The 20,555-nt window shown below is 57.8% G+C and carries 19 protein-coding genes and 1 pseudogene; 10 read left to right on the plus strand and 10 right to left on the minus strand.

Annotated features, from left to right (window positions below; all coding sequences use genetic code 11):
- Positions 1-8 precede the first annotated feature (8 nt).
- The 4 genes from K8R92_04715 to K8R92_04730 all read right to left on the minus strand — a co-directional run bounded on the left by K8R92_04715 (position 9) and on the right by K8R92_04730 (position 3,409).
- The gene (locus K8R92_04715; GenBank protein ID MCE9619192.1) at positions 9-404 is read right to left on the minus strand and encodes a DUF6404 family protein; all 396 of its coding nucleotides are present in this window, start codon (positions 402-404) and stop codon (positions 9-11) included.
- Between the two features lie 42 nt (positions 405-446).
- Positions 447-947, minus strand: a complete 501-nt coding sequence (locus K8R92_04720) for a DinB family protein (GenBank protein ID MCE9619193.1) — start codon at positions 945-947, stop codon at positions 447-449.
- Positions 948-1,018: 71 nt separating this feature from the next.
- A complete protein-coding gene (locus K8R92_04725) occupies positions 1,019-1,822 on the minus strand; it encodes a hypothetical protein (GenBank protein MCE9619194.1) in 804 nt (267 codons plus the stop codon).
- 927 nt (positions 1,823-2,749) lie between these two features.
- On the minus strand, positions 2,750-3,409 hold the full coding sequence (locus tag K8R92_04730) for a hypothetical protein (GenBank protein MCE9619195.1): 660 nt from the start codon (positions 3,407-3,409) through the stop codon (positions 2,750-2,752).
- 177 nt (positions 3,410-3,586) lie between these two features.
- Here K8R92_04730 and K8R92_04735 point away from each other — a divergent pair, with 177 nt between their 5' ends.
- Together K8R92_04735 and K8R92_04740 are read left to right on the plus strand one after the other, a co-directional pair.
- On the plus strand, positions 3,587-4,681 hold the full coding sequence (locus tag K8R92_04735) for an NAD(P)-dependent alcohol dehydrogenase (GenBank protein MCE9619196.1): 1,095 nt from the start codon (positions 3,587-3,589) through the stop codon (positions 4,679-4,681).
- Positions 4,682-4,683: 2 nt separating this feature from the next.
- Entirely contained in the window at positions 4,684-6,336 is a 1,653-nt protein-coding gene (locus tag K8R92_04740; GenBank protein MCE9619197.1) for a hypothetical protein, read from the plus strand.
- A gap of 14 nt (positions 6,337-6,350) precedes the next feature.
- Here K8R92_04740 and K8R92_04745 read toward each other — a convergent pair whose 3' ends face one another.
- Together K8R92_04745 and K8R92_04750 are read right to left on the minus strand one after the other, a co-directional pair.
- Complete coding sequence (locus K8R92_04745; GenBank protein ID MCE9619198.1) at positions 6,351-6,548, minus strand: hypothetical protein; 198 nt, start codon at positions 6,546-6,548, stop codon at positions 6,351-6,353.
- A 10-nt stretch (positions 6,549-6,558) separates the two neighbouring features.
- Positions 6,559-6,927: a hypothetical protein gene (locus tag K8R92_04750; GenBank protein MCE9619199.1), complete on the minus strand. Its 369-nt coding sequence runs from the start codon at positions 6,925-6,927 to the stop codon at positions 6,559-6,561.
- 86 nt (positions 6,928-7,013) lie between these two features.
- Between K8R92_04750 and K8R92_04755 the strand changes: the two genes are divergently transcribed.
- The 6 genes from K8R92_04755 (at position 7,014) to K8R92_04780 (ending at position 13,973) form a co-directional block, all read left to right on the plus strand.
- Complete coding sequence (locus K8R92_04755; protein MCE9619200.1) at positions 7,014-7,304, plus strand: ribosomal protein L7/L12; 291 nt, start codon at positions 7,014-7,016, stop codon at positions 7,302-7,304.
- 116 nt (positions 7,305-7,420) lie between these two features.
- Entirely contained in the window at positions 7,421-8,995 is a 1,575-nt protein-coding gene (locus K8R92_04760) for an ATP-dependent Clp protease proteolytic subunit (protein ID MCE9619201.1), read from the plus strand.
- 34 nt (positions 8,996-9,029) lie between these two features.
- Positions 9,030-10,232 (plus strand): acyltransferase, encoded by a 1,203-nt coding sequence (locus K8R92_04765; protein ID MCE9619202.1) that lies wholly within the window; start codon positions 9,030-9,032, stop codon positions 10,230-10,232.
- Between the two features lie 202 nt (positions 10,233-10,434).
- The gene (locus K8R92_04770; GenBank protein ID MCE9619203.1) at positions 10,435-11,013 is read left to right on the plus strand and encodes a CHRD domain-containing protein; all 579 of its coding nucleotides are present in this window, start codon (positions 10,435-10,437) and stop codon (positions 11,011-11,013) included.
- Between the two features lie 105 nt (positions 11,014-11,118).
- Entirely contained in the window at positions 11,119-12,366 is a 1,248-nt protein-coding gene (locus K8R92_04775; GenBank protein MCE9619204.1) for a hypothetical protein, read from the plus strand.
- A gap of 89 nt (positions 12,367-12,455) precedes the next feature.
- Entirely contained in the window at positions 12,456-13,973 is a 1,518-nt protein-coding gene (locus K8R92_04780; GenBank protein MCE9619205.1) for a glycosyltransferase family 39 protein, read from the plus strand.
- 59 nt (positions 13,974-14,032) lie between these two features.
- Here K8R92_04780 and K8R92_04785 read toward each other — a convergent pair whose 3' ends face one another.
- The 4 genes from K8R92_04785 to K8R92_04800 form a co-directional block, all read right to left on the minus strand.
- A complete protein-coding gene (locus K8R92_04785) occupies positions 14,033-14,797 on the minus strand; it encodes a hypothetical protein (protein ID MCE9619206.1) in 765 nt (254 codons plus the stop codon).
- 205 nt (positions 14,798-15,002) lie between these two features.
- Positions 15,003-15,761 (minus strand): hypothetical protein, encoded by a 759-nt coding sequence (locus K8R92_04790; GenBank protein ID MCE9619207.1) that lies wholly within the window; start codon positions 15,759-15,761, stop codon positions 15,003-15,005.
- 298 nt (positions 15,762-16,059) lie between these two features.
- Complete coding sequence (locus K8R92_04795) at positions 16,060-16,569, minus strand: hypothetical protein (GenBank protein ID MCE9619208.1); 510 nt, start codon at positions 16,567-16,569, stop codon at positions 16,060-16,062.
- Between the two features lie 251 nt (positions 16,570-16,820).
- Positions 16,821-17,552 (minus strand): hypothetical protein, encoded by a 732-nt coding sequence (locus K8R92_04800; GenBank protein MCE9619209.1) that lies wholly within the window; start codon positions 17,550-17,552, stop codon positions 16,821-16,823.
- A 509-nt stretch (positions 17,553-18,061) separates the two neighbouring features.
- On the opposite strand from K8R92_04800, the gene K8R92_04805 reads away from it, so the two are divergent.
- Both K8R92_04805 and K8R92_04810 read left to right on the plus strand, forming a co-directional pair.
- Entirely contained in the window at positions 18,062-19,645 is a 1,584-nt protein-coding gene (locus K8R92_04805) for an acetate--CoA ligase family protein (GenBank protein MCE9619210.1), read from the plus strand.
- Positions 19,645-20,544: pseudogene (locus K8R92_04810) on the plus strand (succinate--CoA ligase subunit alpha). Before K8R92_04805 ends, K8R92_04810 begins: the two are co-directional and overlap by 1 nt.
- The last annotated feature ends 11 nt before the right edge of the window (positions 20,545-20,555 follow it).

The raw sequence follows: 20,555 nt of genomic DNA on the forward strand, positions 1-20,555 counted from the left end.
TTGAAATCTTATCTGCTGTTGGGTAATGATTCGGAAGGACCATCGGCGGGATTGAAATCCTGCCATGACGGCAAACCATGCTTGAGCTTGCCGTATGAGTAAATACTGGCCATGCAGAGACCAAACAGGACGCCCGCGGCTACTGCTGCGATTCCAAGGATGTCAAGTTGCATCCATCGGTGATACCACCAACTCATTTCCAACCCAAACAACACGCCCCAACCAACTCCGAAGAACACACCCATGAGAATCGCGTTTCCCAAAAATGTTCCCAAGTGTGGAGGCGGCGCGTCGAAGCCAAGACGCCATAGGAGCCGTGTCAGCGGCGGAGCGTAATTGCTGCGCCGCATGCCAGTTGCGGCGAGAAGCCGGAGTGCTGCATCGCGTTTTGCATTCGTATTCATGGCTTACCCATAACAGTCTAACTCAGTGATCACGCGGAAATGTCAGGAGCCCGTCGTCTGTTGACGTTCCCAGGTCAACACATCACCTTCCGGCAGGTCCTTGACTCCAAGCTGCCGCAGCAGGTAGCGCAGCTGCGCACGGTGATGCATGCTGTGCGTGATGATGTGAGCGATCGCACCGCCATAGGTCTTCTCGGTGGGCGGTTGGTCCAGTGTGTCCAGCCAGCGTTCGTCCCAGGCGCCGCGAGTGGAAACGCCTCTGGCGACTTTCGCGAGCCGATCCGCGGCAAGATCGAGTCGCTTGCTGAAATGCGACATCGATTGTTCGTGGTTCGGCACGGCCGGACTCGGCACTTCCACGCCCGCCATCAGGGCGGACCACGCCTCCATGTTGAAGATAATGTGCTGCAAAGTCGCGCGGATGGACCGGTGCCCGATATCAAATTGACGGTCGAGTTGCTCATCTGACAATTCGCCGCAGCGCTCGATCAACTGGCGCGTCGTCCATGCGTCGTGTCCGAGCAGACGGTCCAGAAGATCCATGTCGTGCATCCTACGAGTGGTCGAACCCCGGGTCGTGGGGCAGTCTAGAACGCTCCGCAAGCAATGATGGGTTAAGTTGCGTCGACGTGCTTGATGGTTTTCAACTTATCGGGGTCTAAAACAAGGTAGTCGGATTGTTCATAGTTAAGCAGCGGCCTGCCAAGGAGGCTGACGGCAGCGGATGCTTTGTCCGGCCAAAAGACTGCATATGGTCGTGTGCTGGAGAATTTGTAGACCTTCATCACTTGAGGCGGGCCACCAATGCGGTCGTAATTGTTTTGTCGGAGCATGTCACGAAGCACCTCGAACGGTTCCATATCAAAACCGCCAGTTTGAAGCTTGCGTTTTTTTCGCAGGAGCGAGATGAGTTGTATTTTGTACTCGGGTCCGTAGTCCCCTGTGAACGCAAAGAGTTTCTGGTCGTTTAGTCCTTTCCACCGGGAAGCCGGGCGAAACGTGAATCGCTTTAATCGTGGATCGAAATGAAGGAGCCAGATTTTGAAGGTGCTGTGCTTCCAAGACCACCCACCAAACAGAAAACTGGTCTCTGGTTCATTAGGTGCGCCTGCGGGAAGACTATGAATCGCTCCGACCATATTGTTAAGGACTCGCAGCATGTGGCCCTTCAGTTCGTCCAAATCCATGCCACGACTCAGTAGTTTCTGGTGCTGAGAAACAGCAGCTATCGCTTGAAGCAAGACGGGGTATGCATACAGAGTGTCGCCAGCAAATGACATGGCCGAGTCACCCCGAGGCATTGCAAGTAGCTTGGGACAGCAATCCCATCTGCACCCGAAACTCAATCGGCTATCCGTCGCAAAGACTAATTCTTCGATGGATTTGAATTTTCGGAGCCAGGCGATGGATATGGTCATAATCTACCAGGCCTGACAATAATTAAACCGATCAATAGCGAAGGGGCGTTTAGTCTCATCATCATTTTAATTTAATTGTTTGAGTCACAATTGAGTGAATAACCGAGCGTCTATTAGTTGGTAATCGTCTTCAGAGGAACGCCGTGATGCATTGAAATATCGATAAGTGACCGACGTGCACTATAGCACCGACGATCGGTCGTTAGGCATCGGGGGCGGGTGTTGCGCGAACTTTATGGGATTGGGGTTCCGTTGTCCGACAGGAGGTGGCTGCGGTATAGTCGTAGAGGTTAATTGAATCTCAAACTTTGGCGAAACTCGCAGGCATTGCACTTCCTTGCCGTACAATTCCATGAGCGTCCGAATTTGATGCTGGACCGCAACGCCTGGACAGAGAATGATCTCGGTACCGTCCACGAGTGTGATGCCGACAGAGACATTTTCTGAAGGGCATGTAGTAAAGAGTGGAAGAACAAATATTTGAATGGGAAGAACGAAGCAGGCTGCGTCGTCACGAGTTAAGACTATAGATTCGGTGTCGGGCCGTAGCGGGATAGGAAAAAGTCTTACGATCATCGCGGGTGGTGGCGCGTTTGGTGCGGGTGTACCCATTGAGTGCCCAAAGCCTCGCTCGAATGCAGGTACCCACTCATGTCCGCGCACACGGATCCAAGCCTTGGCTATCTTTCCTGCTCGTTGGCTTAGACAACTGACAGTAAGTTCAAGGCATGCACAGCCGATTACTCGAAGTACTTCAATGCCGCATGTCACCTGCAACTGTCCGACAAGTTTTAATGAATCGTCGCGACGTACCATCGTACGCCTGACTAGACCTATCACTAGGGCGGTTAAGAGACCAACGACCACAGTGATGATTCCACCCCAGAAAAGTTTTTCAATGTCGGTCACAAATATATCTCCGTAATTCTAAGAAATATAGAATACTTTGTCCCACAATGTCTTAAGAAATATTCCAACAATTGCACACAATATGCTTACAAATATCTTTTCTGAGTTGCGGGACCAAAAATTAGTGGTTTGATACCGATGCGCCAAATTGACTTCGCTTCCGACACCATGCGAAGTCAGATCGCTGGATACTGCGAAGCCAAATGCGAAAGAAAATGCGACACCAAAACCAAACAAAAGGATCGACCTATGCGGCTCCTGTGTCATTGCTGACGCAACAAAAATAATCGCACATATAAAAACGGCCGCTAACGAATACAACTGTTTTGGTGCAAAAACCCTAGCAAACCATACACGCCGCCGCTCTAAAATTTCCTTAAGCTTGAAAACCAGAATTTCATTCTCGGCTCTATTCCAGGCGACGAAGATAAGCCCTGCAAAGATTGTTCTGCGTTGGATCCTAATAGATACATTTCCGCCACCAAGTTCGAATATTCTCGGTGCGGTACCTCGGATCTTTATAAACTCTTCAAGAGTAGAAAATTCATATTCATCATCAGAAAATATTGGCTCAAAGCCAGCATCGCGAATGCACTGAATGATATTCTCAATATCATCTAAGTACAGTCGAACTGTTGGGAGTGTTGTAGCGATGAATTTTTTGTCTTTATGTTTCATTCGGCACAATTCTTAGCTCACACCAGCACTGCTCGAATCTGCCAACTAGCTCTTCGAGTAGATTAGGCATAGTGTCAGTGTAACTCGATGTAGTGTCCATCGTCGATTCGATGGCCGGTTCGTAGCCAATGTGTTACTCCCAATCGTTGCTGCGCATTCCTAACTCGGAAATCCCCCATGCCCACCACCTCCCCGACATCCACATCTTCCGCCCCCAAAATCAAAACCACAACCACCGCCGCATATGCCGCGCACTCCGCGACCGCGCCGCTCGCGCCATTCTCCATCGAGCGCCGCAACGCCACGCCGCACGATGTCGAGATCAAGATTCTCTACTGCGGCGTCTGTCACTCCGACCTGCACCAGGCCCGCAACGACTGGGGCTGGTCGCAATATCCGCTGGTGCCCGGCCACGAAGTGCTCGGCCGCGTCACCGTCGTCGGCTCAAGCGTGACCAAGTGGAAGACCGGGGACCTGGTCGGCGTCGGCTGCTTCGTCGACACCTGCCGCAAGTGCGAGGCCTGCAGGCGCGATCTCGGCCAGTACTGCAGCGGCGGCATGACGCAGACCTACAACTCGCCCGACGCCAAGTACGGCGGCATCACCTACGGCGGCTACTCGCAGCGCATCACCGTGGACGAGAACTATGTCCTGCGCATGCCCACCAACCTGGACATCAAGGCCCTGGCACCGCTGCTCTGCGCCGGCATCACCACCTACTCGCCGCTGAAGCACTGGAAGGTGAAGAAGGGCGACAAAGTCGGCGTGATCGGACTCGGCGGCCTGGGCCACATGGGCGTGAAGTTCGCCGCGGCCATGGGCGCGCACACGGTCATGATCACCACCTCGCCAAGCAAGGGCAAGGACGCCAAGAAGCTCGGCGCGCACGAGGTGCTGCTCTCGACGGACGAGGCGGCTATGACCAAAGCGGCCAACACCTTTGATTTCCTGCTCAACACCATTCCCGTCGGCCACAACACCACGCCCTATGTCAACCTGCTCAAGCTCGACGCCACCATGTGCATCGTGGGCGCGGTGGAGCCGCTGAAGGAAGTGGCGGGCGTGGGCCTGATCATGGGCCGCAAGAGCATCGCAGGCAGCCTGATCGGCGGCATCGGCGAGACGCAGGAGATGCTGGACTTCTGCGGCAAGCACAACATCGTCTGCGATGTCGAGGTGATCAAGATGCAGGACATCAACGCGGCCTACGAGCGCATGCTCAAGAACGATGTGAAGTACCGCTTCGTGATCGACATGGCTTCGCTGGCGTAAGCATGAGCCACAGCAAGGCTCAAACCGTTTCCGTTGCAGCTCGGTGGCCTTTCGCTTTCTGGCCACGCATTGTGTTTGCTGTGTTCTCGCTCACGTCGGTTGCGACAGCCTTCGCGTGTTCGCAGGTGAAACCCGCCGAATTTCTCGGCGCAGATGACGCGCACTTGCCGCATCTGCCCGCTGCGGACAAAGCGTTCGCCTTTGAAGGCGAGGGCGGTATTCAACCGGCGCCCGGGATTTTGCTCAAGCACACCGATTGGAATTTTCAGAGGTTCATTGGCCAGATGTACAAGGGACGGTCCATCTTTCACATCTCTTACTTGTCGCGAGATATGGAAGGGGAGCATGTCGAACACACGGCCACGATGGTGTCCGATGGCAAGGGACTGTGGGAGCGCAACAGCGAGTCGCCCCAAACGGTTTCGTTGTTTCACGGAGACAGCAACGGAATATTCGAGCTTGGACTCAGGTACTGGCCCATGCTGCTTCAATGTGGCGACAACTCGCAAAACATGGCAAGAGATGGCGGCATGCGTTGGGGAATAGGCGGAGACCCACCTCCCACGTTGCGGACTGAGCCGATCGAGGGCGGAAGGGCAATCATCGGCGAGTGGTATTGGAAAGGTCGCCTGGCATGCCAGTACAAATGGTCCTTTCGTGAAACACCCACCCAACTCATATTCACCGGGTTGGAGGAGTTGCAATACAGGATGCCGCCGGACAGGCCCTCCTGGCTCTGGTCGGTGAGGAAAATGGTTGTCTCCGGCGAACAGGAAGCCGGGGGTCTGGTCTTTCCAAGGAAGTTTGTTTGCGACAGCGATCGCGTGGATTTCAAATCAATGCAATACAACGAACCTCAGTTTCTGATTCGGGAACCCAGCGTCGAGACACGGTTGACGGGCATTCGGGAAATCGCTGCCGATGAGTTTGAGCGAACGCAGTCCGACTTTTGTGCATTGAAGCCCGGCGAAGAATTCATGGACGGTCATTTGGGGTTCAAATTTAATTATGGCGACTCGAAATTCAGCGTTGATCACCAGTGGTATAAGGCAACAGAACCGCTCATCGCAGTCCCGGATGACGAAGAATTTGTGGAAATGCTGAGCGCCTCAAAACTTCTCTTAAGGTCGAAGGACGCTAATCTGGCTTCGAGGCAACCGAAGCCCCAGGCTCCGAAGCCGAAACCGGGTTCGGTTGGCGACGCTCTAGGCATCTTTGGCGACGGGTTGTTGAGCCATCGCGCTCTCGTCGCCGCAACAGGCATCGTTGTGTGCATCGGCATGATTATGTTGGCTGCGGCCATGTCGGCTCGTTCGCGCGGTAAGCGAACATGGCTTAGGGTGCTGGCGATTGCCGCATTCGCAATCGCATCGGTGGTGGGCTGGAATGCCCTGGTCACGCCGGAGCCTCCGCCGGATTTCACCCTCAGAAAAATCGAATTCCCGCAAACGGATTCTCAACGGCGCATCGTGCTTCTGGCGACATGCTTCGATGGGGAACCGCCTGCGCGTGTGGAGTTTTATGCGGGCGAGGAAATGGGGTCGCAGGGGAAGTATGCGCATAAAGGTGATTGGGAACCCGTCGGTGTGCCGGCGTCGCAGGCTGTGCACTGGTTGCGCGAGTTCAATCTTGATCAGGCCGAGCGTTTGAAGTAGCGCGGGAATGATTCCTATTTCTTCTTGCCCGCAAGTTCCGGCCGCTTCTCGATCGCGAAGAAGGCGAACCGTTTGCAGCTTTTGCATCGACCCAGCGTGTACTTGCCCACAGACGCGGCGCCAAGTCGAACTCCATACTTGCCCAGCGGATCCGTGAATCCGCATCGAACGCATCGAATCTGCCAACCGGGTGCCAGTTTTTCGGGATCCATGGTCTTCAACTCAAGTTTGCTGCAGCGTCGGAGTTCGCGATCGGGATCCGCTCTTCCAACTGAAGAGAAACAGAACGCCAATCAGAATCATCGGCCCGGCGATGACTAGGCTCCAGTCAAACCGCTTGGTCCAGGCGCAATAGAACCCCGCCAGGACGAAGAACAAGATCGCGCCCACGAGCTCCCGTCGCCATGAGATCGCCAGCAAGGTCGCCGCGATCAGGGCCGGAATCAGTTGCATGCCTAGGTCGGTGAAGGCTTTCCAGAAGTCGTGCCCTTGGTTGAAGGCGTCCATGGCGAAGAGGCACAGGAACAGGACATACAAAATTCCCAGGACCCTCGGTGCCCAGAAGAGAACTCGTTTCGTGTTTGGATTCATGGATTCGCTCCTTGTGGCGGTGCCTCCGCAATTCTAACCATGGACTTCCCAAAAATAAAACGCGCGCGACTTCTATACTGGCCCGCGTGGTCAACCCCCCGACACCGCGCGAACTCTCCGGCGACCAATTGTCTGCAATCAAGGACGACCTTTTTCACGGGAAAAAGATCGCCGCCATCAAGAAGCACCGCGAGGCCACGGGCTCAAATCTGAAGGATGCGAAGATGTTCGTCGACCAGCTCGAGAGCGAGCTCCGCGCAGCGAGCCCCGAACTGTTTGTGGTCCAGCCCGCCAGCGCGGGATGTGGAGCCTTCATCATTTCGATCTTCGTGATCGCCGCGGTCGTGATGGTCGTTCTCTGGTTGCTCAAGAAGTAGCGGGCAATTCGCGGGCAATTTCAGACTCCGCGGCATTTTCCCGCGGAACCGCCGTTGGATAGACTCCGACGAGATCGTCCCACTTCGCACTTTGTCCCCCGAAAGCGAGCAAGCCCATGTTGAAACTCGACCAGCGCACCGCCACCCTCTTCCTCTCGATGGCCCTCCTTGCGACCGCTTCCTGCGTCGTCGCCCAATCCACGGCTCCCGACGCGGCGACGAAATCCACGGACAAGGGTGCGGCCGCCAAGAAGTCCTCCGACGACACCAACACCACCGTCAAGGTCTTCACCGAGAAGAGCAATGAACCGAAGCCCGGCGACGATCCGCAGCAGAAATTGCTGAAGGAGCTCCGCACCGAGGCGGAGATCCGCGACCAGCAGCTGCTGGCCCAACTGGCCGCGCTGAAAGCCGAGAACGACCAGTTGAAACTTGCCAACGACGTGAACCAGCAGAAGCAGGTCAAGGCCCTGCAGCAACTGCAGGCCGAGAAGGCGCAGCTGGAGGCGGCCCTGGCCCTGCTCAACGCCAAGGAGAACACCGCGGCGGCTCCGGAAAAGGCCCAGCTTGAAGCCCTGCAGCGCAGCCAGAAATTGCGCGAGGCGCAGCTCAACAATGAGCTCGCCGGACTCTCCTCCGAGCAGGAGCGCCTCAAGCAGGTCCGCGAGGTGGACACTGCCAAGCTGCAGGCCGAGCTCGCTTCCGGCAAGGCCGAACTCGAGCGTGCCAAGTTGACCGAGGACCTGCTCGACATGAAGAGCAAGTCCAAGATCGCCGGCTTGAAGCGCGAGCAGGAGGTGCTCGCCGCGGAAAATCTGCTCGCCGCCGAAAAGCGCAAGGCCGAGCAATCCAAGATCCAGGACGACCAGGTCCGCGCCGCCGCCCTCGCCCAAACCACCACCGCGAAGCTGCTCAATCGCGACTCCGAGGACAAGTGGCGCGACGGCGTGAACGCCCCGGTGGAGTACACCGACGAGCCCTTCAAGGATGGCGTGCTCACCGTCAGCGACCGCAAGATCGAGCTCGACGGCCCCATCGTCTCGGGCACCGCCGACCATGTCTGCGACCGCATCGATTTCTTCAACAACCAGGACCGCACCAAGCCGATCTTCGTGGTCATCAACAATTCGCCGGGCGGCAGCGTGATGGAGGGCTACCGCATTCTCAAGGCGATCCAGACCAGCGACGCGCCGGTGCATGTGGTCGTGAAAAGTTTTGCGGCGTCCATGGCGGCCACCATCGCCACGCTGGCGCCGCACAGCTACGCCTATCCCAACGCGATCATCCTGCATCACCAGATGTCCAGCACCGCATCCGGCAACATGACCAACATCGAGCAGGAAGTGGCCACCATGAAGGAGTGGGAGCGGCGCCTCGCCGACCCGATCGCCAAGAAGATGGGCATCACCCTCGAGGAGTTCAAGGCCAAGATGTACGCCGCCAAGAAGAGCGGCGACTGGGATGAGTTCGCCGATCGTGCCCTCGAGCTGAAGTGGATCGACCACATCGTCAACGAGATCCGCGAGGAGGGCATCCGCAAGAAGCCCGCCGAGCGCCAGATGCCCTCGTGGTTCTACCTGATGAAGAAGGACGCACAGGGCAAGCCCTACGTCGAGCTGCCGCCGCTGGCCCCGTACGACTGCTACTTCATGATTAATCCGCGCAACTTCTACCGCGTCGAGGGCCGCTGAATTTGGGAGATCGTTTGCAAAGAGCGAGAGCGACTTGCAGCCCACTCTGACATCTGAAGCGGCGCCCGCGGCCGGGCACCGCGCCCACATCCTGCCCCTGGACGGACTTCGCGGCATCGCGATCCTGATGGTGATGTTCTTCCACCAGGCGGACTTGCTCACGAAATCAACGCAGGAGCATGGCGGCCCGCTGCTCGACCTGGTCTACGCGCGGATTTGCCGCGCCGGGTGGGTGGGCGTCGACCTCTTCTTCGTGCTTTCGGGCTTTCTCATCACCGGCATCCTGCTCGACACCAAGTCCCGCGCCCGCTACTTCCGCAACTTCTACATCCGTCGCACGCTGCGTATTTTCCCGCTCTACTACGCGGTGCTCTTGGCGCTGGTCGTGATCCTTCCCATGCTGCCGCACTCCGGCAGCGGCCCGCTCGCCCACGCCATCACTGAATACGCGGAGGTCCGTCCTCATCAATGGTGGTTCTGGACCTACATGAGCAACTTCTATTTCGCTCTGCACGGCTGGATGGGGCACGCCATTCCCGATGTGCTCTGGTCGCTGGCCATCGAGGAGCAGTTCTATCTGGTGTGGCCACTGCTGGTGCTCTGGATCGCGCGTGAGCATCTCGCCAAGGCCTGCCTCGCGATCATCGCGGGGTCGCTCATCTTTCGATGCGTGCTGGTCGGCTATGGCGTGGACCCGATCGCGATCTATGTGCTGACGCCCTCGCGGCTCGACGCGCTGGCCACCGGCGGATTGCTGGCAGCGGTCATCCGAAGCGAAGGGGGGTTCGCGACGATCTTCAAACCCGCGAGTTGGGTTCTCGCCATAGCGGGCGTTGCTCTCGTTGGCCTCTTCATCTACCGCGGCCATCTGAGCGAGTACGACGTGCTCATGCAGACCGGCGGCCTGACAGTGATCGCGCTTTTCTTCGGGGCACTCCTCGTGCGGGCCGTCGGCGCGGGTGCCGGTTCAAGGACCAATCGCTTCTTCACTTGCCACATTCTTCGAATGTTCGGCAAGTACGCCTATGCCCTTTACCTCTTCCACTTGAGCGTGCAGTCGGTGATCAAGGTCTTCTTTCGGCCGGACCGGCTGCCTCAGATCGCCGGGAGCGAAATGCTTGGCCAAGTCGCCTTTCAGCTCCTGACCACGGCCGCGACGTTGGCCCTCGCCATTGCCAGTTGGCACCTCTTTGAGAAGCACTTCCTCAAGCTCAAGTACCGCTTGGCACCGGAGTAGAGGCCTTCTTTTCTTCCAATAACCGTGTTTTGACCATTCCACGACTTGAATGCCAATCAACCCCTGATTTTGGCAATTTGAAGAATTTCAGTCAAAAAATCCTTGCTATAAATCGATTTCGGTACATTATGACACCCTAAGTAGTTCCCTTTCACCCTTTTAGGATTCGAAAGTCCTACTCATCTCAAAAGGAATCATGGCCATGAAGAATTTCCTGACACTCGGATCTGTGGCGGCAATTGCCTTGGCTGCGTCAGCGGCTCAAGGAGCGATCATCAGCTACGCAGCTTCCTTGAGTGGTCCTGCCGAGTCTCCGCCAAACGGTTCCCCGGGAACTGGTTTCGCGACCTTCGACTACGACACCACGGCCCACACATTGCACATGATTGTGGACTTTGGTGGACTTGTCGGCACCACGACCGCATCCCACATCCACGCCGCAACGGCAGTTGCCGGTGCTGGAACGGCTGGCGTGGCCACGACAACTCCGACCTTCGCTGGTTTCCCGCTCGGGGTTACCGCGGGTCACTATGACGTCACCCTCTCCATGTTGTCAGCGGCGAGTTACAACCCGTCCTATGTCACCGCTCACGGCGGTACGCCAGCGTCGGCTGAAGTCGACCTCATGGCAGCGATTGCTTCAGGCAAGGCCTACCTGAACATTCACACGACGGCATTCCCGGGTGGTGAAATCCGTGGATTCCTCTTCCTGGTTCCCGCCCCCGGCGTGGCTGCTGTTGCTGGCCTTTGCGGCCTGATGACCGGACGCCGTCGCCGCTGATTCTCTCGGTTTGAATTGCAATTCAAAACACACGGGCTCACCCCCGTGTGTTTTTTTGCGCCCAGGGAGGGGGGCTCTGTTGGGCCGCGATACGCTGCGCGATTCATGCAACGGGACTTACTGGCACCGCCAAAGATCAAACCTCGCAAGTACGGGTGGATCGTCTTGGGCTATTCGGCCCTAGCCGTGATCGTCAATGGCATCCGGGCGTGGTACGACAACATTTCGGTCGGTGAGTTGTTGAATTCCTCAACGCGGATCGCGATCGTTGGCGTGGCAGCGGTGCTGGTGTACCGGCGCTTGCATCGCGCATTCCTGACGACGAAAATCGATCACCGGCAAACCATCTCTCTGACAATGCTGTGCTTGGCAATCGTGGCTTGCTGGGGAGCGCTCGAATTCGCATTGAACTGGGGTGACCGGATCGGCAGTGTGATGCCGTGGTGGATGCTGCCGATGATGATCGCGGGGATGTACTTCAACCGGCGCATCGGCAACTCGCTGCACTGCCCCAAGTGCGAATACGAGTGCCGGTACGACGACCCATCGCAGGTGCCGTGGGAGTGCCCCGAGTGCGGCACGATCTGGCGGGGCCGCCTACTCAGGGGGCGGCGCAACCGATCCCCGAAACGGATTGCCGCGGTCCTCGTCATCACCCTTGCGTTCTATTTCGCGCTGAGCCCGGTCTTCTACATGGGGTACCTCGCGCCGCGCTTGCCGACTTCGTTGCTCTGCGGCATGCTCTACGCCGCGCCGACCAGCTCCTACACCGCATGGGACGAGCTCGCGACGCGGCCGCTGGGCGATTGGGGCACGCGGACCATGGCCGAGCGTGTGCTTTGTTTGCGCACCGGGCGGCATGACTCCGGCCAGGGGACTGAATGGCTCGAGAAGTTGGAAGCCGCGGGCAGCCTTCCCGCCGATCTGCTCGAGCGCTACTACCACGAGGGGTTCGAGGCGGATCTGATCGTTCCTGATCGCGTGAAAGTGGGGCAGGAGTTCACGGTCAACTTGCGAGTGACCCGCTGCTCACGAGGCGGCAGGAACAACCTGGGTTTGTTTTTTGCGGGCTACACCGTGGGCGAATCCAGCCAGCCGGTGGGTCGGCGCAATGAAACGCAGTGGGCATTTGAACTGCGCCCGGACTATTTCTCTCGACATCGAGATGTCCTTCCGCAGACGCTTGTGGTCGAGCAGCCCGGAGAAGTTCCCGTGCGCGTCGAGTATTGGCTTGTGTGCCTACCGTCGTTCTGGCCACAGCTTCATTGGCAGGAAAATGGGACACCCACAATGCCCAAGGATGCACTCTGGTTCGAGCGTGTGGTCCTGGAAAAGAAAATCAGTGTGAATTGAGGATGCCGGCGGGTGGAAACGCGTCCTCAAGCGCGTCGCACGATGCGTGACCGGCTCGACAGTTAGGCGCGATTCGGTACTCTTCCCCCGTGGCCACGCTCCTTCAGGATGGAATTGCCGGGGCCATGCCGCAGAAACACAGCTCGTCGACTCGCTATTCCAGGATGGTCGCGGGCTATCTGCTGATCTACATCATCGCGTGGACCACGGCGACATCCCTTTTCGATCCGGCGGTTCCCTATGACGCCATCGAGGCCCTGAGCTGGGGAAGCAACGCCGAATTCGGCTCGCCGAAAAATCCCTACATGGTGGGAGCAGTCATGGCCGTGGGCAAAATCCTCGCACCGATCATCCCTCTGAACGTCTATTGGTACCTCTCCCACTTCGTCGGCGTCTCGATGGGCATGCTTGGAGTGTGGCTGCTCAGCCGGCGTCTCTTTGGCGACAACGAAATCGCCCTGCTTGCGTTCATGAGCCTGAATCTCAGCTCGGCCGTCAACTTCGACACCATTCCCTACAACGACAACTATCTGCTGATCACGCTCTGGCCCTACATCTTCCTGTTCTTCGTCAAGGCCATTTTCGACCGACCTGGTTACTGGTTTGCGCTTGCCATCGCCGCCGGCCTGGCAGCGATGTCCAAGTATTCGTCGTTCGTCTTTCTGCCCTTCATGTTCCTCTACACGCTGTGGTCGCCGGTGGCGCGACGGGCCTATCGGGCACCCTGGATTTACCTGGCGATCCTTCTCTATCTGCTTATCTTGGCGCCGAACGCCCTCTGGCTTTCGCAGCACGACTACGCAGCGTTCCATTGGGTTCATTCGGAAATCGACCGAGGGCTCAACCGCGATGCGGTGATGGCCATGCTCGCCGTGTTCTATCCCGCGCTCGTGTTGCTCGCCCTGCTCCTGACCCGCGGAGGGGCGTTCCGATGGCCGAACACGCAGGAGCGACTGGCGGTGCCGTTGGTGTTCCTGCCACCCGTCGTGTTGATCGTTGTCTACTTCACGCTGCACAGCGGGGCCCGTCCCACCGAATGGCTGCAGCCCTTCGCCATGCTGACGCCGGTCGTTCTTTTCTCGTGCCTCGACCTGGACAAGGTCAAGACTTTGCGGCACGTCTCGATTTTCTTCGCGGGGATCGCCTTCGTCTTTTGCGTGGTCTACACCCTGATCCTGCAGCAGGACATCCGCGGCGCGGGGACCAAGTTCAAGTACATCAAGAACCTTGGCGCCGAGGTCAACGCCATTTGGCGGGCCAAGTACCACACGCCCTTGAAATATGTCGGCGGGAGCCATTTCTCACAGTGGATGACCTTCTACGCGCCCGATCATCCACGGACCACCACGCCTTGGTCCAACGAGCAAAAGCCCAATGTCTACAACGCCCAACTCTCAGTCGACGATGTGCTTGCCCATGGAGCCCTGTTTGTCAGCGATCCGGGCGGCGCCTGCGATCAAAACAATTTTGAGGGCGCCATGGCCAATCTTCCCGGCGTCGTCATCGTCGACAAGCAGACGTTTTCCTTCCGTGACGAGAAGGGCGAGCTCGTCACGCTCTGTCTCGGGTTCGCCGCCCCGCGCGCCGTGAGTTCGCCAACACAATAATTCCAAAAGAAAACCCGCCGAGGCGCATTCGCGCCTCGGCGGGGGTGATGTCGAATCAATCAGTTCCGACGACGGCGGCTCGAAACCAGTCCGGCCAAGCCGACGAGGGCTGCCGCGCCAGGGGCGGGAACCTCGATGATGAGATCCTGGAAGGATTCACTTCCAAGTCCCACAAGGTTGGTCGCCATCGGACCACCGAGATTGGCCGCTGCCGCAAACAGGAAAGCCACATCGGCCGCGGTGGCCGGGTTGAGAACCTGGGTGACCTGGAAGAGATCGGCGCTCAGGTCGAGGCTGGCGGGGTTGCCGGTGTAATCATTGTAAATTTCCCAAACGCCCAGCTGGAACGCTGCAGCGAAATCGCTGTCCGCGACAAACTGCTGTCCGGCTGCCGCATACCACATGCGGGCGATCGCATCGGCCTTCACGATTCCCATGCCAAATCCGGGAATGGGAAGTGCGTCAACTGAAAGCACCTGGTAGGTCTGGGCTGAGCCGCCGATCTGAATGTTCTGGGTGATTTCAGTGCAGAAGGACTTGTAGACTCCATTGGGCGGGCCACCAATGCTGTTGGTCAACGCAAGATCGATCTGACCCGTGTACTCGGTGGCAGGGTTGCCGGCGAGAAGGGTGTTGATCATCTGGTAGTTGCTGACGCTTGTGCACGCAACATCAACAGTGGCGGCATGGGCGAAACCAGCGACGGCGCAGGCCGAAACAACAGCAAAAACATAATTTTTCATTGTGAATCCTAAAAAAAGGGAAAGGGAACAAAAGGGAGTGAAAGTGAAGTGAGGGGAACAGTCTAAGGCATACTGCGCCAAAAAGAGCGTAAAGCAAGGCAAAATGCCTTAGAAACTGCACTTATCTCTTATGAGACCAGTACGAATTTCGCGGGGTTATCCGGGATTTCATGCGGGTTTTTGCATCGCCTTGACTTCCAAAGCTGACTTGCGAAGGCGTTGAAAAACAAAACACCCTGGATCAAGGATCCAGGGTGTTGAAGTGACAAGTTATGTGACTGACGAATTAGATTCGTCGGCGACGTCGGCCCGCGATCGAGCCGGCAACCGCAAGCAACGCGGTGGCTCCAGGAGCCGGGATGACGTTGCCCACGCCAATGTTGTCGATCGCCCAGCTGGGCGCACCGGCACTGGTGTTGGAGTCAAACGACGCACGGAAGCGAATGCGAAGGGTGTCGCCGGCATCGAACGTTCCGAGATTGGCCACGCTGTTCATGAACGAGCTGGTCAGAAACGCCGTGGATTCGCCGGAGAAAACCGCCGAACCATCGGCCAATTCGCTACCCGCGCCCCAGCCCGTCAGCACGCCGTTGTACCCATTGGCACCGAAAGCACTGCCGTCAACCTTGGTGAACGCCCCGCCATTGCGGCTGACGAACACCGCACCACCGTCCCACCGACCGCCCGAATCAACCTCGAAGCTGAAGCGATGGTCGAAGCTCAGGGTGACGCTTCCGTTCGCAAGAACGGTCATCGCCGAGCTCGTCAAATCCGTGGTGCATGAGTGACCGATGTTGGCGGCCTGTCCAATGGTCGCCCAACCACCCGTTCCATCCGCACCACCGGAGGCGCTGTACGTCCAGGGACCTTCAAATTCAGCCGTGTTAAAGGCTGAGGTAAAACTTCCGTCGTTTGCATTGAAGTCGATGTTCACATCGCTGAACGCAGGTGAAGCAATGCCCGCAACCGCAAGTGTCAAAACGCTGGCTGAGAACTTCGCCAAGGCTGAATTCTTGATCTTTGAATTGGTGATTGAAGTTTTCATAACCCATCTCAACTTTCTGGGCCGAAGCCCGAGTGAATTGCAGTAACAATCCAGACTCGAAAACTGTCGAATATGAAAGTTTCGAAGGCAAGGAAATGGATGAGTTTTGGGTCAGAATGCCTGTTTGGTGGTCAAAAACGGCACTCGCAATCTGGCCATCAACAATGTAGGTCCAATAATGTACGCCCTCGTAGTCACCTGCAAATTGATGGCAACCCCTCAAAGTCGTCCCGAGGAATGAAACAAAAACGCCTTGGATCTGGGATCCAAGGCGTTCTTTAAAGCATTGTGGATTGAATCAGACGCGACGGCGGCTGCCAACCAAGCCGGCAAGGCTCAGCAGGGCAAACGCACCTGGAGTCGGAACAGGAACCACCCCAAGGAGCCCGCCATCATCCAATGGAGAGTAGGTGTTGGCACCATCGCCATTCTTGTGGCCATAGAGAGAGTGCGAGGAGGGATTGTTGGCCCACATGTTGATCTCGTTGCCCGAATTGTCCATGAACTCCAAGCCACCCGAGGTGGTCATATAGGTCGAGGAATTCAGGTCGAAGATGCCGTCCCAGACGAAGGAGGAATTGCTGCCCGATCCGGCGATCAGGGTGTAGGTTCCGTCCATGCCGGACGTGCCCGTCACGGTCACAAATCCCGTCACCGCATTGATGCCGGTGATATCGATTTGGCCGGTTGCGAAGATGCCTGGATTGGCAGCTCCACCCGAGTAGGTGAAGTTGACCAAGGTGGCCTGGGCAACGGCGGTCACGGCTGACACAGCCAAAATCGAAGCGAATAGCGAGCGGTTTTTCATGGGATTTCCAATGCTGAAGAAGGGTGAAAGGGAACTATCTCGGCATTGTGCGTTAAAAGGGCGCACAATTCAAAATGAAGATGTCACAAGTGCAGTATTTAGCAAGGGATATTTGCAATATTTCCAATTTTGTGATGGATTTTTCCAACGCATAATTCCAAACAAAACCCAAACAACAAAGTCTCAAAAAGACAACCGCCTTGGATCGGGAGACCCAAGGCGGTTGATCAGTGCAATGAAATCTTCAAACTTCAGTTGCGTCGACGACGAAGGCCGACCATCGAACCCGCAATCGCCAGCACCGCGGTGGCGCCGGGGAACGGCACCGGAACGACATTGCTGATATCGAGGCCATCGATCGACCAGCTGGGAAGACCAGCGCGGGTGTTCGAATCAAAGGCGGCTCGGAAGCGGATGGAGATCGTGTCGCCAGCGCTGAACGAACCCAGGTTCGCCAGGCTGTTCATGAATGAACTGGATTCTGCGGCAGATTCACCGGAGAAAACCGCCGCTGCACCAGCCAGTTCGCTTCCATAGCCCCAGCCCGTCAAGGCGCCGTTGTAGCCGTTGGAAACAAATGCGCTGTTGTCCAGCATGGTGTATGCACCACCGTTGTGGCTGACAAACACCGCTCCGCCATCCCAGCCATTTTCAAAGCTGTAGTGGTGGTCGAAGCTGAGTTGGACTGCACCCGTGGTGCTCACCGTGAACACTGAACTGGTGAGATCAGTGGTGCAGGAGTGGCTCACATCGTCGGATTGACCGACGGTGTACCAACCACCTGTACCAGCAGCGCCACCGGTTGGGCTCCAAACCCAGGGACCCTCGAAGGCCGCGGTGTTGAAGGACGATGAGAAGCCACCATCATTGCTGTTGAAATTGATGCTCACATCACCGAGGACGGGAGAAGCAACACCAGCAACCGCCAGGGCAAAGATGCCCGCGGCAAGGGAGATACGGCTTGTATTGACGCGTAAGGACATAGGGATCCAAACTCTCTGAGCCAATGGCTCGTTAAGGAAGTGAATGAGATTCTTGTGCAAAGGGAAAGGGAACAGTAAAGGGAACAGGCCCGGTGACAATGCGCTGAAAAAGCCTCCCGTCAAGGAAAACAGCCGCAATATTCGGCAAAAGTGCATATGAAGGATAACTAATCGTTTATTTAGACCAGGAGCCTTTTTGTGCAAAAAATGTCTCGTTTTTGGTTATGGGTCGACCTTCAGTTCCCCGGAATTAACTCCAGGGCCGCCTCAAGTGAGATTCGAGCAATCGGGAGGGTGGGTATGCCCGAAATTCTTGCGCGAAACTGAAATTTGATGATCTTGCGGATCTCAAATCCCATGAAATTGTCATCGTGGAATTGCCTTGCGGCAACATCAAACCTTTGTCAAAACTCATTCAAAAGTGCCGTGTTTTCCTTTGGTTCTGTTGAGTCCATGATGCCGCAATGGGACGGGGAAGTTGGTTACGATCCTTGAAGCAACCCCCACCCATGGCGCGAATTCACGAATATCAAGGCAAAGCAATCCTCTCCAAACAGGGGTTCCAGATTCCCCGCGGCACCGCCGCCACGACCGCGGAACATGCTGAACAAATTGCCAAGGATTTGATTGGAAAAACCGGGGGTGACGTGGTCGTCAAGATTCAGGCCTGGACCACGGGGCGCGCCGGCATTGGCGGCGTGGCATTCGCCAAAAGCAGCGAGGAGGCCGGGACTCATGCGGTCCGAATGTTGTCCATGAAGGTTGGGCAATTCCCGGTTGAGGCGGTGCTGGTCGAGGAAAAGTTGGACATCGAAAGGGAGTTTTTCCTGTCGCTGGCCATCGATGACGCCTCCCGAGCGCCGGTGATCATTTTCGCGGCCGGGGGCGGCAGCGGAATCGAGGAACGGGCCGCGTCGACGCGGCGGATTCCCTGCGATGTGAAACGTGGACCCCTTGAAGCGGCGACCCGTGAAGCCGCGGGTTCGTGTGGTCTTTCTCCTGCCCATGCGACCCGGCTTGCCGAAATGATTCATGCCCTGTTCATCGCCGCTCAAAGCGTCGAGGCCCGGTCGCTTGAGATCAATCCGTTGGTGCTGACCCGGGATGGCCGATTCGTCGCCGCCGACTGCCGAATGACGATCGATGATTACGCGGTGGTGCGTCACCCCGAACTGGGAATTGAGATCGCGAGGGAGTTCGATCATCCGCCCACGGCGCTTGAACGAGTGGCCTACGCCGCCGAACAGAATGATCATCGCGGAACGTTCTATTTCGCCCAGCTCGCCACTGCGGCTTCCAAGGATTCCAAGGGGCTTGTGGGATTTCACGGCGCCGGCGGCGGCGGATCGATGATGTCGATGGACGCCATCGTGAACGCGGGATTCACCATTGCCAATTTCACCGACACCAGCGGCAACCCCTCCGCGACCAAGGTGTACCGGGCGAGCCGGATCATTCTGGCCCAGCCCGACATCGTGGGCTATTTCGGCTCCGGCTCCGGAGTGGCGAGCCAGGAACAATTTTGGTCGGCCTACGGATTGGCCAAGGCTTTCTGGGAGCTCGATCTGAACATTCCCGCAGTGATCCGGCTGGGAGGCAACACGGAGGATCGCGCCGTGGACATTCTGCGGCGAATGTCCGGGCTGCTTCGTGCGCCGGTCGAGGGCTATCGCAAGACCGACGCACCGGCCATGATTGCCGAGCGATTCGCGAAGCTCGTCGCGGATTCAGGCGGTGTGAAGTGGAAGCCGCGTGCCCCTCGCGTTCCGAAATTCGTGGAGGATCCGTCGGCCATGCAACTTCCGGTGAAAAGTGGCCGCGTGTGGATTGACGCCACTCGTTGGGCGCAGATTCGCCGCGCCGTGGAAACGCACTCGGGTGGCTTGATCGTGGATCGCGGCGGCGCACCGTCGGCCTCGCTGCCCCTTGAGGAGTTTGCCAGCAAGGATTCCGAGTTGCTCGCCTGCGACGTGGAGTGCCGGCTCGCGGGAGTTGAAGGCTTTCATCTTGAGCTGGACATTCCCGGGCTTGAAGAACTGGTGGGATGCAAGTCGACGGCGGGCTCGCCGGTCGCCGTGGGGGGAGTCCGCTGATGGCGATCCTGATCGACGAAACCAAGCGGGTCCTGGTGCAGGGCATCACCGGTCGCGAGGGTCAGGCTCGCACTCGCCTTATGCGCGAGTATGGAACCCAGGTCGTCGCGGGCGTGACGCCGGGCAAGGGCGGGCAAACGGTGCTGGGCGTTCCGGTTTTCAACACGCCACAGGAGGCGGTGAAAGCCCTTGGCACAATTGACATCTCCGTTTTGTTCGTGCCCGCGGTCGGCGTGAAGGACGCGGCGCTGTCGGCGATCGACGCGGGCATCAAGCTCACTGTGCTGGTGCCGGATCGCGTGCCCGTGTGGGACGCCATGGAGATCGCGGCGGCCGCCAAGGCGAATGGCGCGCTCTTCCTCGGACCCAACACGCTTGGCGCGCTGAGTCCTGGGCGGGGCGTGGTCGGCATGATCGGCGGCCGCGCCGAAAGCGCGCGGCAATGGTTCAAACCCGGCGTTCCCGCCGGCGTCGGAGTGATCAGTCGCTCCGGCGGCATGGCTTCAAGCACGGGCTACTACCTGGGGCAGGCGGGTGTGAGGCTCTCGACCATCGCGCACATCGGCGGCGACGCGGTGCTGGGAATTCGCATTCCTGACGCGGCGCTGATGTTCGAGGCCGATCCGCTTACCGAAGCCATCGTGGTCTTCGGCGAAATCGGCTCCTCGCAGGAAGAGGAATTGGCCCAGTTGATTCGCGACCGCAAGGTCACCAAGCCGGTGGTCGCCTACATCGGCGGCAAGGCGGCGCGCGAAGGCACGCGATTCAGTCATGCGGGGGCGATCATCGAGAATGGCCGAGGAACGCACGCCGGCAAGGTGAAGGCGCTGCGCGAGGCGGGGGCCACTGTGGTCGACGCCTTCGGCGAGCTGCCCGGCGCCGTGGTGGAAATTCTTCAGCGGATGAAAGG

This window comes from Planctomycetota bacterium (genome assembly GCA_021414025.1).
Lineage (GTDB): Bacteria > Planctomycetota > Phycisphaerae > Phycisphaerales > SM1A02 > SYAC01.

What these genes read in the sequence shown, in the direction of transcription:
- K8R92_04715 (MCE9619192.1), bottom strand. Translation starts at nt 404, where the DNA reads ATGAATACGAATGCAAAACGCGATGCAGCACTCCGGCTTCTCGCCGCA.
- K8R92_04720 (MCE9619193.1), bottom strand. Translation starts at nt 947, where the DNA reads ATGGATCTTCTGGACCGTCTGCTCGGACACGACGCATGGACGACGCGC.
- K8R92_04725 (MCE9619194.1), bottom strand. Translation starts at nt 1,822, where the DNA reads ATGACCATATCCATCGCCTGGCTCCGAAAATTCAAATCCATCGAAGAA.
- K8R92_04730 (MCE9619195.1), bottom strand. Translation starts at nt 3,409, where the DNA reads ATGAAACATAAAGACAAAAAATTCATCGCTACAACACTCCCAACAGTT.
- K8R92_04735 (MCE9619196.1), top strand. Translation starts at nt 3,587, where the DNA reads ATGCCCACCACCTCCCCGACATCCACATCTTCCGCCCCCAAAATCAAA.
- K8R92_04740 (MCE9619197.1), top strand. Translation starts at nt 4,684, where the DNA reads ATGAGCCACAGCAAGGCTCAAACCGTTTCCGTTGCAGCTCGGTGGCCT.
- K8R92_04745 (MCE9619198.1), bottom strand. Translation starts at nt 6,548, where the DNA reads ATGGATCCCGAAAAACTGGCACCCGGTTGGCAGATTCGATGCGTTCGA.
- K8R92_04750 (MCE9619199.1), bottom strand. Translation starts at nt 6,927, where the DNA reads ATGAATCCAAACACGAAACGAGTTCTCTTCTGGGCACCGAGGGTCCTG.
- K8R92_04760 (MCE9619201.1), top strand. Translation starts at nt 7,421, where the DNA reads ATGTTGAAACTCGACCAGCGCACCGCCACCCTCTTCCTCTCGATGGCC.
- K8R92_04770 (MCE9619203.1), top strand. Translation starts at nt 10,435, where the DNA reads ATGAAGAATTTCCTGACACTCGGATCTGTGGCGGCAATTGCCTTGGCT.
- K8R92_04775 (MCE9619204.1), top strand. Translation starts at nt 11,119, where the DNA reads ATGCAACGGGACTTACTGGCACCGCCAAAGATCAAACCTCGCAAGTAC.
- K8R92_04790 (MCE9619207.1), bottom strand. Translation starts at nt 15,761, where the DNA reads ATGAAAACTTCAATCACCAATTCAAAGATCAAGAATTCAGCCTTGGCG.
- K8R92_04795 (MCE9619208.1), bottom strand. Translation starts at nt 16,569, where the DNA reads ATGAAAAACCGCTCGCTATTCGCTTCGATTTTGGCTGTGTCAGCCGTG.
- K8R92_04800 (MCE9619209.1), bottom strand. Translation starts at nt 17,552, where the DNA reads ATGTCCTTACGCGTCAATACAAGCCGTATCTCCCTTGCCGCGGGCATC.
- K8R92_04805 (MCE9619210.1), top strand. Translation starts at nt 18,062, where the DNA reads ATGGCGCGAATTCACGAATATCAAGGCAAAGCAATCCTCTCCAAACAG.